Genomic DNA, 13,751 nt, shown 5'->3' on the forward strand with positions numbered 1-13,751 from the left:
CATTGAAAGCCGACTTGATAGTTTCAGTCCACTCGGGTAATGAAGGTTTGCTCATCATCCACAAAAGCGACAAAGCCTCCGTGAAGCACTTTCTGCGAATCAGTTTTTTTTGTCAATTGATATTTAGTTTACCTAAAAACAATTGGTTATCCAGTATTTGGGTTGTTATATTTTTTGACATACTTTTTGAATGTCAACTATGCTGTTAAAAGTATACTTTCAAGGATATTGCTAATGAAAACAGACAAGCTTGTTACCCTATCTTTAGTATCGAGTGCGATATCAAAGTCGCTTAGGGCGCAATTACAGACTATTGCTATGGATTTATATCCTAATAAGCAAAAAAAAGTCCTTGAACTGTTTGTGAATATTTATGCATCTTTCATTTTTTGTAAGGGTTCTCAGAACTTCAATGTAAAGTATGTTTTAGGTGATAAAGAAAAACTTCAACAACACATTGATGAGTTAGTTGGCTTTTGCTACGAAGAGTCTAAAAATTTAGGACTTGAGGCGAAGTGTGTTTATGCACGATTCATCTTCAATATAATGCGTAAGTTCGCAAATGATAATAACATTGATATTGAAAAGAGATCTTTTAGTCACTCGAGAATTAATGACTATGTGCAGGATTGTATAAAGTTGTATAAAGCTTTACCAAGTGATGATGAACGACTCACATATCTTGACGGGTGGGAGTTAATTTCTCAAGAACGTAAGTCCATCCCCGTTCACCTTGATTTTTTGTATATAAAATACGGTCGTGATTTTACAGACAAAATTCATAATTCTTTAATCAACTTTGGCTTAACACAAAAAACGATTACATTAAAAAACATAATTTGGAAATTTACCCCTTTTTTAGAGATGGTCTCTTTACTCGATAAAAAAGGTACCGTTCAGTCCTTAGAATACTCGCTTAGTGCATTTAATGCACAGTCTACTTTTCTTAACGTATACTACTGCATGCTTTCAGATTGCGTTGTGAAAAATAATAATGTCTCCTCTTTCAATACGGTTTTTAAGGGGTGTATAGAAACTTATCAATCGATCTTCATTAATACCAAAATATATCCAGAGCCATTAATACCTTTTATTACCCCTACTGCTAAGGACATAAAAGAACCACCGAGTTTTTCAAGTGGTGGAAAGCCCAGTGACAATGAGAAAATCCGCTGGTTTGCTAATATCCCTTTATCCATAAAAGATGAAGAAGCAATATTTATTATAGAATCTCGTCTTAATCGGGATATGGGATACATTAAGTCTGTTTTAATAAATCATTTCAATAAGTTAAAAATAAAACAAGAGCGAAATAAAGATTTCATTAAAAATGGTTGGGTTAAACCGTTAACCGGAAATCGTGGCACCTTAAGCGATTATCAAGCTCTCGAAATTGGTCCCAATCACCTCCAAAACACAATAACGACCTTCTACCATTATGGTATCACTGGTTATAACGGTTCAAATTACTCAAGTTTCTTAGGTTATTCTGGCAATACCGAAGAGCTAGAAAAACAGCTAAATTTACCTAACAACTCTACTTTATTTGTTCTAACCGCGTTACTGGTTATGGAGCATCCTAAAATTACTCCCTCTTGGCTTCAAAAACTTCATCTTTTTGATGAGAATGGAAAAAGAATAGGTTACTTTCAGACGGGTGAGCAATTTATTTTGAGCAGTATAAAAGAGCGTAGAGGTCCATCGCTAGCTCAACAAGATGTTATTTTAAATGATTTTTCTAAGTCTATTGTAGAGTTTCTTATTGAACATACCGAACCAGCAAGAAAGCACCTTAAATTAATCGGAAATCCTGACTGGAAATGTTTGTTGCTCACATGTTCAGTTAACAAGGCAACTAATCCGACGGCGGCAGATCCTTTATACAAACCACATAAAATCGTTATGGAATTGTTAAGTGATAAAGTATGCTTGCCTGATGAGGATAAGCTAAGTCATGGGGATTTGGATACTATCGCCAGCATTACTACACACAGAGCTATTCGTCGCCATCGTGGATTACAAATCTACTTAAAAACGCGCTCACAAAGTGCAGTTGCTGATGCTTTGGGGCATAAAAAAGCTAATAACCAATTACTGACATCATATCTGCCCAAGCCTTTGATGGAGTTTTTTTCAGAACGTGTTATTCGGCAATTTCAAAAAGCTATCATTTTAAAAGCTATGGAAAGTTCACAACATCTTCTTGACTCGATGAATATGAATTTTGAAGAAATTAAAGAATTTTTTGAAAATCACGGCTTAAACGAAATGCCAGACTTTAATGTAGATAATTTTGATAAAGCAGCTTCAAATAGAGAAGAAAGTTGGTTTGATAGTGTTGTGTTTACAATCACAGTACCAGTAATTCAACTTCTCATTAGTATCAAAAAAATTATTGACTCTGACAATGATCCTTCTAGTTTCAACGATCTAGTTCAGCATTGGTACCAATCAGCTTGTTATCTGTTAGGCCGATTTTCAATTGGTGATTTTTCTGGTAATGATGATATTAAAGAAATGTATGAAACAGCCAAGAGCAAACCGCTTAATCAAGATGTTGTCAAAGGTGCTATTATATGCTGAGTGCAATAGATAATAATTCGTATTTGGAAGTGCTAACTAATGATATAATTGATAATCCAGTTCTTCTTAATGGGATGCATATTGAAACGCTTTCGGATTTAACTTCTTATGCTGTAGAAAAAAATGACTTTCGGGTTCTTGCTTTATTGACCGAACTTTATACAGGCATACAAACGAGTCATAATCGTTTACCATACTGGTGGTTATCGGAATTTCATGATGATATTACTGAAGTGAAATTTGAGCACTACAAAGGCATTAGGGAGATAAGATGGTGTGATATTACGCTTGGTGATGGCGAATTACTTACGAGCATCAAGCACCAACCATTACTGAATGCTTTCAAATATTGGCTGATCGCTTGTGATGATCCACTGAGTAATGGTGGCGCTATTATTAATTCCAACAATGCTGCGAAGAAATTTAACCGTATTGTTACTTTGATTAATGTCATATTGTTAAATGGTGAAGCACTAAAATTACCTGAGTATCATTTGGGAAAAGTTACAGATGAGTTTTGGCTCAAAGTGTTATTAACTATAGCTCAAAGTGGGAAGTCAATAGTTCATAGCTTATATCAAACACATGATCGAATTAAAGAATTACTAAATAATGCTGAAGTTTGTGATGATGAGATAGAAGCCTTTGTAATGAAATACCCTCATGCGGGACGTAACATTGATTCGGAAGACATAATTTTAGATTTAGATGACAGAATAAAGGCTTGTTGCTGGTTGGAGAAACTTCGTTATTACGCACGCAATAAAGATGAAAGAATTAGTGACCACAATTCACCTCAAGGTAATAATCGCATCTTGATTAGATTGCTATTTGATGGGAAGATACTTGTTAACAGTGTCACAATGGAGCCTTTTCCTGAATTAGCATTAAATCCAATACCAAGAAAAAAAGAATACAGATCTGTACCTAATACAAAGAAAAACAAAGGTATTAGCACTGAAGAGCTTACTTCTTGGCTTTCGATTGTTAAATTGATTAATACCAACGCTGACAAAAATGAGGTTGGTCATTTCAATCCAGTATCAAGTAATGTTTCAGTTGATGCTATTAAAGGTATAACCGGTCTTCGAAAAATAGGTCGTACGAAGACCTTACCGCCGGAGTTCATTTTAAATTTATTTAAAAATAGTTATGAACTTCTCAAAACGTTTTGTCCTGGCCCTAATGAAAAAGGAGAGTGTTTCTGGGACAATATTTTTAAGTTACTGACTGAGGTAAGTAGAAAATCAACAAAAAAAAACTCCAATACTCATCGACCTCAACAAAGTAGCAAACATTTCAATGAGGCACTTCATCGTAGCTTGCCAACTTCAGAGCTTGGCCATTGGCTTAAATTTGAGTCAATAAACTATATTCATGCAGACTTTAAAGCGAAAGGGGTGGCACAATTCGAAAGTATACCTGTATCAGATGATAATCGTCATGATCGCATTCGTAGTAACGAGTCCATGTTGGAACTTTTCATGGTTCTCCAGGGTGCGGTGCAGCTGTTGTTAGGCTCAGTAATGGCAAGGAGACAAGGAGAGCTTATTGACCTCAAGCCCTTTGGTAATCTTGTTTATATACATGATAATGGCACTTCATCAACAACAGCCAATCCTTTTATTGAAGACTGTGAGCGATGGCTTTTGCGGTTCAAGGTAAAAAAAACAGGTACAAGTGGTAAAAATTTAACAGTAGATAAACCAATACCCTTATCTATTGCTCGTTTTGTTTGGCAATTAGAACGCTTCAACCAAAAAGCTATAAAAAAAGGATTAGCTAAAGAAAAGGAGCTCACTCTATTCAATCTTATCACCTCTAACAATTTTAATTTACGAAAAGCCTGGGATGATGGCTTTAATTCAGCTTTGGACGCGCTTTGCGATTATTTTGAAACAACTATAGTTGAAATGGGTTGTGGTGAGTATTGCCGACATTACGTCAGGCAGCATCAACTAAGAAGGTTTTTTGCGCTTGTGTTTTTTTGGTCAAAGCGTTATTCAGATATGGAAGCATTACGTTGGATGTTGGCTCACTCCGATCTAAAGCACTTAGACAGCTACATTACTGACAATGTGGACGGGACTATTATTAATAGTGTAAAAGCAAGTACGATTGTCCAAAGTGTGGTTAGTAAGGAGTCAATCATAGATAACTTTGATGAGCTAGATAAACTACGAAAAATACTAGCGAAGCGACTAACAGGAAATGAGGCTGCCCTCCTCTCTATTTCTACATTAGATAATGTGATATTTGATTATGAAGATGAATCAGAATACAAAACTTACCCTCATATCTCTCAACTTCAAGCCGAACATGATATAGAGACCGAAGTTCTGAGACTGCTTGGAAATGGCACGATTACCTTACAACCTGAATTTTTTACTGTGAAAGATGAAGATGGCGAAGAGCATCAAAACTTTAACCTTATTTTAAAAGTTAATGAACTGGAATGTGGCTAATGAAAGAGACAAAAAATCAACTTAAGGTGCTAAGAACTCGAGACTTTTTAAAGGAAATAATTAGCTCACCAAAGCAGTATAAAGAAGATGAAGTGTTGTTGAAACAGTTAAAGTCTCAGGGAGGGCTTGCGAAACTGGTATCTGAAAAGAGAAATATTGAGTCTTGTTCCTTAAACACTTTTAAAACAAATGCTGATGATGTTATTAGAGGTGGTTTCGAGACAATTGAAAGGTTACGAAAAAATGCTGTAAATGCTATAGAATTCGAAATTAAAGTTAAGCAGACTCGCAAAGGTAATGTAGCTACAGCAATTGGCCAAAAAAAACGAATTAAAGATCAGCAAAAGCAAATCGAATCATTACAGCGTGAGAATCTCATGTTGACAGTGTTAGTTCATGAAGCTCGCTCAAAAATGAAAACTATTGCGGTATGCAAAGGAACAGAAAATGAGCGATGGGAGTTATACACTGAAATGAATCGCCAAGTTCAAAATGCCTGCGATTTAGTTTTTAATTATGATTAGTAATATCATTAAAGATGTAGAGTTTTGGGTACATTTAGGTGTGCCAAGTATTGCTGAGCCAAGAAAACCGGTTGATATTCCATTTCTCAGTTACTCTAACTACAAGCCTTGCTTAGAAGCTAATGCGTATATGCATCACTTGGCTGTATCAAAAAGTCTTGCACCATCCTCTATTCGTACTTATGCCGATAAAATCGTCCATTTAATTCGATTTATCGAGCATCAACCGACTTTAAGCAGATTCAGTCAACTAACTGATAGCTCATTCACATTATTCATCCAAAATTTAACAATAGAAGAGAAACCAAATGGTGAGCCAAAGCGTTCACCTACTGAGGTTGCAAAAATTGGAGAAGTTTGCATTCAATTTCTTGAGTTTGTGAGTGCCTTTCATAGCTTGAATAATTATATAGGTGTTGATGAAACGAATGCTATCTCAGTTATCAAGAAGAAACAGAGAGCCAGAGTGGAAGCTTATAGTAACACGCAAGAAAATTTTAGTACCTCGCATGCATCACTACCAAAGAAAGATGTAATCAAGACTCGACACCCTGTCTCAAAGGATGATGCGCTAAAGATATGGGAATACATAACAACTCAAAAAAAGAACTTTTCGTACATAAAAGATCCCAAAGCGAAGCGTCTTGCGAAACGAGAACAGTACGACAAACGTAAACGAGATGTGGCAATTTATGTGGCAATGGAAATGACCGGAGGACGTGTTGGGGAATTACATTCGATCCGTTACAGTGACTATCTTGAAGCCAGAAGAACAGGCAAACTTCGCATCCATACAAGCAAAAAACGTGATAACGGAGGTAGCGAGCGTTACATCCCAGTAGATAACATACTACTCGAGTATATTGCCCAATATGAAGAAGTCCGTAAAAGAGTTATGAAGAAATACTCAATTAAGCATGATTTCTTATTTGTTGCTTTAAACAATGGTCAGCCGTTTTCAAAAGAATCATGGAAAACTTATATTAACTCATGGGGAAGAGAGCTTGGAATTGCTGGAAAAGTTTCACCTCACTTATGGCGACATGCTCGGTTTACAAACTGGTTAGTTGAAAGAATTTTGACCTCTCAAGAAATCAACAGTAAAGATGACTTTAGAAAAAACGTCTTACACACACAGCAATTTAAGAAAGAACTACAACAATACAGTGGTCACAAACTAACCAGCTCATTGGACGTCTATTTAACTCTTGCTTGGGAACAACTTCACGGCTACAAAGAGGTATATAGCGCTGTATCGCTTAAAATGGCAGTCGATATAATGCAGGATCAAATGAAATACCTCGAACAGAGAATAGACAGCAAAGAAATAACGTCAGTACAAGCAATACAAGACATTAAATCTGCTATGTTTGCATTTAAAAAAGATATTGAAGCCTCGATAAGTAATAGCAAAGGGGGCTAACCTCTTCCTTAATGCATCACAGATTTTAAATACCTTATATAAATCAATGAGCATTGGCTTTTTGTAGGGTAGAATCCAGCATATTATTGCAGTCTTCTATCAAGGAAAAACTATGGCCGTCAATCAAGCCAAGATCTTTGAACAGCTTGAGCAACTTGTTGAAGCATCAGATCGGCCTTGTTGCTTAAATCGATGGAACTAAATCAGGAAGCTACGATCTGATCGGCTACACCCATCAATCGTCGTAGTCTCATGCCTAAACCTCGTTACAAAACAACTAACTGGAAGCAGTATAATCAAGCCTTAATCAACCGTGGCTCTCTGACCTTTTGGATTGATGAGGAAGCGATAGCCGAGTGGAAGCAAAACAAACAAGGCAAGCGTGGTAGACCTCGCCGATTCAGCGACTTAGCCATTACTACCGCTCTAATGGTGAAACGCGTTTTCTCTATGCCATTGAGAGCGCTGCAAGGTTTTCTAGACTCCGTATTTAAGCTGGCTAACATCCCTCTTGTTTGCCCACACTACACCTGTATAAGCCGTCGATCTAAGGATGTTGAGGTTTCATTTAAAACTAAAACCAGAGGTGCGATACAACACCTAGCCATTGATGCCACTGGTCTCAAGGTTTATGGCGAAGGTGAATGGAAGGTCAAGAAGCATGGAACTGATCGGAAGCGCAGAGTCTGGCGTAAGCTGCACACCGCAGTAGATACAAGCACCCACGAAATAGTCGCAGCAGAGATGAGCTTATCTAACGTAACCGATGCCGAAGTGCTCCCCAACTTACTCAAGCAGACACGTCGGAAAATCATTGAGATATCAGGTGGTGGCGCTTATGACACAAGGAGTTGCCATGATGCCATACGGATCAAACGAGCTGTTCCGCTCATCCCACCAAGAGAAGGAGCAGCCTTCTGGGAACAAGGGCATCCTCGTAACTTAGCGGTAGGTTGCCAGAAGCTCTATGGCTCCAACAAGAAGTGGAAAAAGCGGTATGGCTATCATAAGCGCTCTCTATCAGAGACCGCAATGTACCGAGTAAAACAGCTGCTAGGTGGGAAATTAAGCCTGAGGAACTACAACGCTCAAGTTGGCGAGACTTACGCTATGATTGAAGCCCTGAATAAGCATACAGGGCTTGGTATGCCTGAAACACAGTATATCGATTAAGAATTAAGCACAATGGGGCAGGCATGCCTTCTCTCTGAATTAAGCAACAAAGCCTTAGAAATGAATACACTTTTAACTTTGCTCCTTACGGTGAAGCAATAACTCAATGAGATTTGTTCTTTCACTCTCGGTCATCTCACCAATCATACATGCTAATTGAGCAGAGCTTTCATCTTCACAAAAAAAGTAGTTAAGTGGCACTCCTAATTCATCAGCGATGAGCTTTAGAGTATGAACATCTGGAACGTGCTTACCTCTCTCATATTGATTCATACGTGCACTAGCTGAACTTTCATCCATACCTATACGTTCTCCCAAGGCTTTTTGGGAGAATTTGGCTTTTTTGCGAGCTTGTTTGAGTCGCTCTGTAATTGGGTTTTGGAATGACACTTAGGTTTCATTTCTTTGGCCTTAAGATAACTAAGATTTTCTTAGTTTTAATTAAATCTGTATACTAAGCAATCCTTAGTTTTTTATTGGTGTTGTTTAAGAAGATGAAACGTTCTCGAAGAATCAGTGCGATCATGCACAAGTTATTGATTGAACATGGTTTAGATGGATTTACCATTCTAGAAGCTAGGGATCTATGGCTATCAATCAATGATACAAACTCGAATTCAAGTGAAGCTCGTAAAAAGGTATATCGAGCAATTTATAACTTTGAAGAGAAGAATTGGTTGCGATATGAAGGCTCAGGTCGAGGTAAGCGCTACTTTCAAACGGAAGAATTTAAAGAATTACCGGATTATAAATTGTCAGGACATCACCCCGAATTAAATAGCTCAACTTCTGAGCAAGATTATTCCGTGCTGGTAAATGAATGCAATGACTACAAAGGTGAACTTGAGATCGTACTTGGGGAAGTTGATGAGTATCAGTCAATTGTCTCTAGATTCCCTAACCTAGAAAGTAGGCTTGCTCCAATTCATCAACAAGCCAAAGAACGTGCAGCCCTACTACTTGGTAAAATTAACGCGCTAACGACGACTCTGAATACTCTGAATACTCTGAATACTCTGAATACTCTGAATAAAGGTGGTGAGCCATGTTAAGAAAGTGGCAAGGCGAATGTTCAGACAAAGCGTTAGAAAAATACTCAATGGGTCATTCTCATTTTTTTTGCCAAGCGACTCCTGGAGCGGGGAAAACCGTACTTGCTGCTAATATCGCATCAAGGTTGCTACAAAACGACATGGTGGATCTTGTATTGTGCTTTTCGCCATCTTTGACGGTTTCGGATGGCATTAAAAAGACTTTTTCCTCAATCCTAGGTTGTACGTTTAACGGCGGAATGGGTGCTATTGGGCAGTCGCTTACGTACCAATCTATCCAGTTCTTGAATGAAGAGTTTTGGCAAACATTGCAAAACCATAGAGTCTTTGTCGTATTTGATGAAATTCATCACTGCTCAGGCTCTGAGGTTGAAAATGCGAATATATGGGGGCAACAAGTTCTCACCAAAATACAAGGACTTGCTACTTTTACACTCGCTCTCTCAGGGACACCGTGGCGCTCCGACTCTTTACCAATAGTATTGGGTGAGTACAGTGATCCTGACGGGCAACTCCTTGTTGATTACCAATATACTCTAAAACAAGCAATCGATGATGGGGTTTGCAGAGCACCTAAAATAGTACTGATCGATAATGAACATTTATCCGTTAGCAACAGTGAGAAAGTGGAATCTTTTTCATCCATATTGGAGATGCTTAAACAAACAAAAGCTTCGTACCAGAGCGTGATACATAACCAAGACGCTATGGAGTATCTCCTTGGTTTAGGCTGTGAACGTTTAGCCAAGATCCGTCTTGAATCTCCAACTGCTGGGGGGTTGGTTGTTGCTGCATCAGTTCAACATGCACAAGTGATCAAAGAAATCCTTTCTCATAAATTTGGTCAAACTGTATCAATCGTTACCTATCGACACGAAGAGCCTTTGGCTGAAATCGAACGCTATCGACAAAGTGATTACCAGTGGATTGTAAGTGTTGGAATGATCAGCGAAGGAACAGATATACCGCGTCTTCAAGTATGTTGCCATATGAGCTCGGTTAAAACTGAACTATATTTCCGTCAGGTATTAGGCCGCATACTTAGAGTTAACTCATCGGCCTCTCAACAAGCTTGGTTATTTACGTTTGCGGAGCAAAGCCTAATTCAGTTTGCAGAGCGCATTGAGCTTGATATCCCGGAGTCTTGTCTTTATGTGCATATGGGTAAACCAATCAAACCACAGCATCCAGGCCCACGAACCGGCTCAAGGAATCAACCTGCTTTGCTGCAGAGTAAAAGTGGTAACGACTCAAATATGGTTTGGGGAAATAGTGGCGATAGTGGTTATGGAAACGGTTTAGGAGGAGCATTCATGGTATTTGATGAGCTTCAACTTGGTGCATTTAGGCAAAGGGTGATTTCGGCTTTTGGTAGTCTTAGGTAGTGAAAAAATAGTAGTCTCGCTTGCCATTTAAACTGAGAACAAACAATGAAAATGGATAGTTTATCCAAATCTTTCTCAACTAACTTCAACAGCTTACCTATAGGGAGTCCAGAGCGCCTAAGACATAGGTTCTGGGAATTGGGAATTGGGAATGAAAAGGTTTCACATTTATACTGGTGAATGCAGTACGAAGCTGAAAGATGCATATAATCGAATTAATCATGAGCTAGGTGTTGAAGCGATAGATATATATCTTGACTCTCTGGGTAGCCAATACAGGGACGAGTCATCTGTTTTGAATATTATTCGAGGAGAAAGGCCAACCTGGATCTGGTTCAACAATTGTAATGCACTTCTAAATACCTCTCTCGCAGGGTGGTTGCGATCAATGCTTACCACCTATTACGTTGATCACGTAAGGGTTGTTTTAGTTCTTGATAGTAGAGAACAATTTCGAAGTATCTTTCAAAATTATTCGCCACCGTTTTACCAGTCTACTATCCCCCTGAATTGATAGGCAATTAGAGGCGTTTTAGATGGACTATTATGAAAAGGATCCCTTCTAGGTAGTGTAAACCTGGAGGGTAAATGAAAAAACTGAAGCAACAGTACCGAAATCATGTCAAGGCAGATGGGGTTTATCAATTGGATATGTACCCTAGCGTGCGTAGCGGAACTCATAAACACTTTTCAACTAAGCAAGAAAAGAGCTACTTCTTTCTACACAAGGTCGAGTGTCGTGGATACCCTATCAAACTGCGGGCTGCCAGAGGAAAATCACTAGCGAATCCATGGGATGATTACCCTACATACGTATATGTCGTAGCGAAATGTTGGAAGCACAATTCAAAAAGGCCTTACCAATACTATAAATAGAGAGCATCGAACCTCTCATATGAGAGGTTTATTTGTATCTGCCAATTTCTACGTTATAAATCCATCACGCTACTTGCGTGATGGATGAACTCACCTTTGTCCATTACCTTGCTATCAATAACTGGCTCACTTTCGTGATTTGACACAAGTCTGTATCTACATCGTTACATACAGCCTTTGCTTTTTCCAACCTCCTCTACCTGCATCACTATCGGCCAATGCGGCTTTCCCAGAGGGAGTGATACAGGCTTACCATGTTCCGTATGCAACGCAATGGTAGGTTAGGTGCCCGCTATCATGCGAAGAGCGTCTCTATCACGAAAGAGCATGGGGCAATCTCTTTCCTACTCTTAGTGCCTTTTGGCGACAGCGTAAAAACCACTACCGCTGCTTACGATATAGCGCATCTTATGCGGATTAATATTTATTCACCATACTACCTGCCTAGCACTCACCCGATTGATATGGTTATCAGGAGGAGCCTTCTCTCGCGATTTAGCTCCCGACAAGATAGTTTCTTGTCTTCGTTACATTGTCAGAGCCGCTACTTGATTCAGGCTCTTAGGCTCATCTGGTGATACAGATGGTCCATTCTTAACGCGATGGACAGCGCTGCATACGACCTCATATCGCCCCCCAAAATCATTCAGAGCTAATACTCTAAATATTAAGGGGGAGTGCGTTTACCCTACTAAAATTTATTCGATGGAGTTGATAATTGTTCATTCTCGTCATTAGGAGACATCTAACAGTCTAACTTCCCTTCATGTAGTATAACTTATTGATTATCTGTTGAGTTAATATGATAAAGACTGCACTACCGAAGGATGATAGACGACTATGTGTCGCCCAATAAGCGTTAGCTGTCCGAGTGCCAAATTGTTTGTGTCGTACGGAATAAAATAAAAATGAAACTATACAAATTTACTCCTTCCCTAGATATCGCTGAAAAGATATCCCTAGGTATATTTCGCTTCTATGAGCTAACGAAATACATAAAAATTGAAGATGATGTCGGTCGAGCTGACTCCTCCGAAGGTTCAGTGAGCTTTCTCCCTGAAGAGTATCAACACTTTCCGGAAAAGCTTCCAGTTGGGAGGTTTAAGGGGGTTGAGTTTAAGTGTATCAGCGCAGGAAATGATGAAGAATATTTAAAACAATATTTCGTTTTTTGTATGAGTACAAAAAAAGATGAGGCTGCAATCGGTGACTCTAAGTATGCTGTAGAGTTGCATAGAGATAACTTCGATTTTTTTATGCAGTTTTTAAATGAACCCTACGAAAAAGTTGAAAGTCCGAATGGGCACCAGTTTTTTAGTCATGGGGAGGTTGAATATTATGATATACACAATCATCCTAAATCGCTTATTGGTGAGTTTTGGCGAGAAGTTTACCTTAAACATGCTGAATTCAAATACCAAAGCGAGTACAGAGCAGCTTTTTTCGCATCTGACTTCTTCTTTCATCGCGTACAAGACAGTCCATTCGTCATAGAGAAAAAAATCTATCAAGATGGAAAATCATTGGACTTCAATTTGGAAATACATGTTCAATCCGGTGTGGATGCTGAGGGATGGCGTTACTTAGAAATGGATATATCAACATTTGCGGCAAATATAAGTCCAGAAAAAAGTGAAATCATTGAAGTATATAGGTAAAAATCGAACAACAGCTAACATAACGAATCCCACCTTTTGCTAGTACGATTCTACTAATTGCATTGGCACTTCATAACCTCTTTGCCGCTCCTCTGATTATTCATGAATTGCTAATTTAGCAAAAGCACTGGCAAATAATTATCCAAGAATTTCTCAGGTTGAATTTTTATCCGTGGCACTTTCTAGCTCGAAAGTGCCCCCATTCAATGTTAAGGGCGATTTGCCCACTCAGTTCAGTAGAACTTCATTTGACCTACTTTCCTCATACCATAAATGTGTTTCAGTATCTGGTGTTGAGGGACCACCTCTCAAAGAGTAGAAATTGGTTAAACACAGCTAATTACAGGTTGGAATTATGGTTAAGAAGATTATTGCCACCGCGATAATAGGATATGTTGTATGGTCGTTCTTTGTTGACGATAGTTTGAAAACATATGTCGGTTGCGTTGATGCCATGTATTCCCAGTTCACTGCTATTAAAGAGAGGGGAGAACGTAAAGCTATAGCCAGATTACGTTACGATGAGCTTGTGGCTGAAGGTAAAGTTAACCCCAAATAGTTGAGTTAATCAATGACGTACCAACCGGCTCCCTCTAGGCTGGCACAAACCTG

Annotated in this window: 11 protein-coding genes; 10 read left to right on the top strand and 1 reads right to left on the bottom strand. The window is 38.7% G+C overall.

From position 1 onward, the window contains the following. The first annotated feature begins 234 nt into the window (after positions 1 to 234). From ACTRWI_RS07475 to ACTRWI_RS07495, 5 genes are all read left to right on the top strand, one after another. Positions 235 to 2,583 (top strand): hypothetical protein, encoded by a 2,349-nt coding sequence (locus ACTRWI_RS07475; RefSeq protein WP_499130222.1) that lies wholly within the window; start codon positions 235 to 237, stop codon positions 2,581 to 2,583. Beyond that, entirely contained in the window at positions 2,577 to 5,048 is a 2,472-nt protein-coding gene (locus ACTRWI_RS07480; protein ID WP_499130223.1) for a hypothetical protein, read from the top strand. The genes ACTRWI_RS07475 and ACTRWI_RS07480 overlap by 7 nt, the downstream gene beginning before the upstream one ends. After that, entirely contained in the window at positions 5,048 to 5,572 is a 525-nt protein-coding gene (locus ACTRWI_RS07485; RefSeq protein WP_499130225.1) for a hypothetical protein, read from the top strand. The genes ACTRWI_RS07480 and ACTRWI_RS07485 overlap by 1 nt, the downstream gene beginning before the upstream one ends. Then, positions 5,565 to 6,995: a tyrosine-type recombinase/integrase gene (locus tag ACTRWI_RS07490; RefSeq protein WP_499130226.1), complete on the top strand. Its 1,431-nt coding sequence runs from the start codon at positions 5,565 to 5,567 to the stop codon at positions 6,993 to 6,995. The genes ACTRWI_RS07485 and ACTRWI_RS07490 overlap by 8 nt, the downstream gene beginning before the upstream one ends. A gap of 252 nt (positions 6,996 to 7,247) precedes the next feature. Further along, positions 7,248 to 8,168 (top strand): IS5 family transposase, encoded by a 921-nt coding sequence (locus ACTRWI_RS07495; protein WP_499130228.1) that lies wholly within the window; start codon positions 7,248 to 7,250, stop codon positions 8,166 to 8,168. 72 nt (positions 8,169 to 8,240) lie between these two features. On the opposite strand, the gene ACTRWI_RS07500 is transcribed toward ACTRWI_RS07495, so the two are convergent. Further along, a complete protein-coding gene (locus ACTRWI_RS07500; RefSeq protein ID WP_499130230.1) occupies positions 8,241 to 8,558 on the bottom strand; it encodes a helix-turn-helix domain-containing protein in 318 nt (105 codons plus the stop codon). A 104-nt stretch (positions 8,559 to 8,662) separates the two neighbouring features. On the opposite strand from ACTRWI_RS07500, the gene ACTRWI_RS07505 reads away from it, so the two are divergent. From ACTRWI_RS07505 to ACTRWI_RS07525, 5 genes are all read left to right on the top strand, one after another. Further along, positions 8,663 to 9,220 (top strand): VspR family transcription factor, encoded by a 558-nt coding sequence (locus ACTRWI_RS07505; protein WP_499130231.1) that lies wholly within the window; start codon positions 8,663 to 8,665, stop codon positions 9,218 to 9,220. Next, the gene (locus tag ACTRWI_RS07510) at positions 9,214 to 10,605 is read left to right on the top strand and encodes a DEAD/DEAH box helicase (protein WP_499130233.1); all 1,392 of its coding nucleotides are present in this window, start codon (positions 9,214 to 9,216) and stop codon (positions 10,603 to 10,605) included. Before ACTRWI_RS07505 ends, ACTRWI_RS07510 begins: the two co-directional genes overlap by 7 nt. A 588-nt stretch (positions 10,606 to 11,193) precedes the next feature. Then, complete coding sequence (locus ACTRWI_RS07515) at positions 11,194 to 11,481, top strand: hypothetical protein (RefSeq protein ID WP_499130235.1); 288 nt, start codon at positions 11,194 to 11,196, stop codon at positions 11,479 to 11,481. Positions 11,482 to 12,389: 908 nt separating this feature from the next. Next, positions 12,390 to 13,139, top strand: a complete 750-nt coding sequence (locus tag ACTRWI_RS07520; RefSeq protein ID WP_499130236.1) for a hypothetical protein — start codon at positions 12,390 to 12,392, stop codon at positions 13,137 to 13,139. A 355-nt stretch (positions 13,140 to 13,494) separates the two neighbouring features. Beyond that, a complete protein-coding gene (locus ACTRWI_RS07525; RefSeq protein ID WP_499130238.1) occupies positions 13,495 to 13,698 on the top strand; it encodes a hypothetical protein in 204 nt (67 codons plus the stop codon). Positions 13,699 to 13,751 lie beyond the last annotated feature (53 nt).

Source organism: Pseudoalteromonas sp. G5_S1_14_S5 (genome assembly GCF_054968605.1).